The following is a 2,908-nucleotide window of genomic DNA, read 5'->3' as shown; positions in this document are numbered from 1 at the left end:
GGGAAGGTCCTGGCGGCTGAGAGGGGTCTATCGGAACATTTTTCCTTTATGGAATGCGATCTCAACAATTGGAAAGCCGAACACCAATTCGACAGTATTCTTGCGATCCATTCCCTTCACCACGTCGTCGCGCTTGAGAAGCTATTTGATGAGGTACACCGCAGTTTGTCTGACGACGGGGCCTTCCTGATCAATGACATGATCGGCCGCAACGGGCACTTGCGATGGCCGGAAGCTCTGCAAGTGGTCCAGGCTTTCTGGAAGGGATTACCGCACTCGAAAAAATACAATCATCAGCTAAATCGATTTGAGGATGAATTTGTAAACTGGGATTGTTCAACGGAAGGCTTCGAGGGAATCCGCGCGCAGGATATTCTTCCGGAGCTGATAAAGCGTTTCGAATTCGAGTGCTTTCTAGGTTTCGCGAACGTAATCGACATATTCGTCGATCGAAGTTTCGGCCACAACTTCGATCCTAAGAAGGAATCCGACATTGCATTCATCGATCGTGTAGCGATGACAGATGAGGCACTGATCGAATCAGGCAAGATCAAGCCGACTCACCTGATCGCTGCATTGAAAAAGCAGGGAGCAGTTCTCAAGACATATAAACATCTTACTCCCGAGTTCTGCGTGCGGCCGCCATAGTCGCTCCGACATCCGAATCTGGTCCGTCATTGACGAGCAAGAGAGCGCCGATTACGCTGCCCCGCAAACGCAACAAGGCGCTGCACTGAGGATGACGGCTCAACCGTAAGGGATGGAACGGAACACCATGGAACGCACTAAACTCATCATGATCGCTTGTTTAATCGCGAGAATGGCACTTGCACCGCACTTTTCAGTCGCCGATCCTGTCGCTAGCACCTCTACCGCATCTCAGAACCAAAGAGCAGAAATCTTTGATCCCAAAGACTATGGGGCTGTTGGGGACGGTGTGACCGATGATACTGCCGCGTTTGCCAGCGTTGTCGCAGCCGCAACAGCGGGCCACGGAACCATTCAAATCCCCGCTGGAACTTATGTAGCCACTATAACTGTAACGAAGGGCGGAATTAACATCCAGGGGGCTGGCATCGATGCCACGATCATCAAAGCGCCGAGCCTCACAGCCTCGCCCGCTCCAAGCTCTGTCCTGGGAATAGCAAACTCCAACTACACAATCATCAAAGACCTCACAATCGACGGTAACAAGGCCGCGCGCGCTGGTAAAAGACCCACCGCCTATTCCTTGTTATTATACCAAAGTAGCGACTGCACGATTGAAAATGTAAGAGTGATCAACTCAACGGCGATCGGCATAGGTATATCCGCAAGCAAGAGAACCAAGCTTTCGAAGTGCGAGGTTGATGGCTCGGCCTGGCAAAATATCACCACGCTTAACAACAAGGCCGGAGGTTGCGAAGGCACTGTCATCTCTAGCTGCCGATCGACAAATCCAGGATACGATTGTGTCCAGGTTAGCAATGTTGGGACAGTAACAGTGGACGGTTGTTATCTTGCAGGAAGCCCATTTGCCGGCATTTATGTAACTACTGGCGCTCGCAGCGTGACGCTTAGAAACAACACGATTGCGAACTGTTATGCCGGCATAGATATGTCTTGGGGAACTGCCGGTGGCGCCAATAGCGGGCCGGATACGTCCGAAGGCAACGTGATCGTCGGGAATCATGTTACGGCCTGTGAAAATGTTGGTATCAGCACAGCGAGCAACGGAACGCTGATTACCAGGAACACCGTATCGGATACGGGCTTGCACGCCGCCCGCACCTACACTCTCCTTGGGCAGAAAACGACTATCGTTTCTGGCGGGAGTGGCTATACGGTCGGAGACATTCTGACCTTCGTTGGTGGAAAGTATATCAAGCCAGCACAGGTGCAGATCACCGCCATTGGCATTGGCGGCAAGGTTACGTCTGTCACCCTACCAAATCGATCGACAGCATATTACCTGGGTGTTTACACTGTGAGGCCGCCAAAACCTATTTTCGTCACAGGAGGCAGCGGAACCGGCGCGACCTTCGATACCACATGGGACGCTCGTGGCCTCGAGTACGCCGGCATCGCGATCGCCGACGCCGCAAATGTTGCCGTAACTAATAACATCAGTGGCAATAATCCCGGTAACACTGCGCAACAATATGGAGTCGCTTTATTCTATCAACACACCAAACCAATGCACCTTACGATGAGCAACAACACCCTTTCCAGAAATGCCGTTGCCTCAGTTGCACCCGCGAAGAGACGGTGACCGGAGACTCGAGCTAAGACCATTTATCGATTGCGGCCGTCAACGCTTACACCGGCGGACAAAAATGGATTTAATTTTAACCTTCTCGCCTTCCTGATTAATTCCGCCACACGCTGATCAGCCGCATCTTGTGACTGCAGAGTCACAGTAATTATCTTTCTCTGAGTCGACAAGCATCATCCGGCGGTAATCCGCGCTCGTCTCAATCGTCTCTACGAGTAGATTGTGAACGGTTGGCTTGGCCTCCGCCCGGACAAAGATTTGATAGGAAAACAAGCCTTTGCTCAACCAGATCAATCCCTGATTCACCTGCAGCAATAAGCGAGAGATGAATTTGTTGTGTATGGCGTGTGGAAAAGGGGCTGGGATCCCGCGAATTTCGAGGATGTTATAACCAGATTGATCGAGCAGATCTGCGAGCGATCGAAATGTAAACAACCGCGTGTGCGTCGAATCCAGAATGCCTTTCTTGCCATAATTGAATTGACCGACAAGCAACATCAAACGCGTTATGAGAAAGCCGATGTTTGCTGTCGTGATGATGACTTCCGGGCGCTTACGAGCCGCTGCAGATCGCACAGCATCCATAAAGTTCGCCGGCTTCTTTAGGTGCTCGATAATATCAAGCATCAGGATCTGATCGAACTGCGAGACATT

At 51.3% G+C, this 2,908-nt stretch carries 2 protein-coding genes and 2 pseudogenes (2 of these 4 running past the window's edge); 2 read left to right on the top strand and 2 right to left on the bottom strand.

Annotation, left to right across the window (positions count from 1 at the left end):
- Positions 1-9 precede the first annotated feature (9 nt).
- The gene (locus tag DMG62_23655) at positions 10-648 is read left to right on the top strand and encodes a hypothetical protein (protein PYY20431.1); all 639 of its coding nucleotides are present in this window, start codon (positions 10-12) and stop codon (positions 646-648) included.
- 112 nt (positions 649-760) lie between these two features.
- Positions 761-2,251, top strand: a complete 1,491-nt coding sequence (locus tag DMG62_23650; GenBank protein PYY20430.1) for a hypothetical protein — start codon at positions 761-763, stop codon at positions 2,249-2,251.
- A gap of 117 nt (positions 2,252-2,368) precedes the next feature.
- On the opposite strand, the pseudogene DMG62_23645 reads toward DMG62_23650, so the two are convergent.
- Positions 2,369-2,908 (bottom strand): annotated as a pseudogene (locus tag DMG62_23645) (hypothetical protein); it runs 33 nt beyond the window's last position.
- A pseudogene (locus tag DMG62_23640) lies at positions 2,881-2,908 on the bottom strand (hypothetical protein) (it continues 674 nt past the right edge of the window). Before DMG62_23640 ends, DMG62_23645 begins: the two co-directional pseudogenes overlap by 61 nt.

The organism is Acidobacteriota bacterium (genome assembly GCA_003225175.1).
Taxonomy (GTDB): domain Bacteria; phylum Acidobacteriota; class Terriglobia; order Terriglobales; family Acidobacteriaceae; genus Gp1-AA112.
This window is presented reverse-complemented; position numbering and strand designations above follow the sequence as displayed.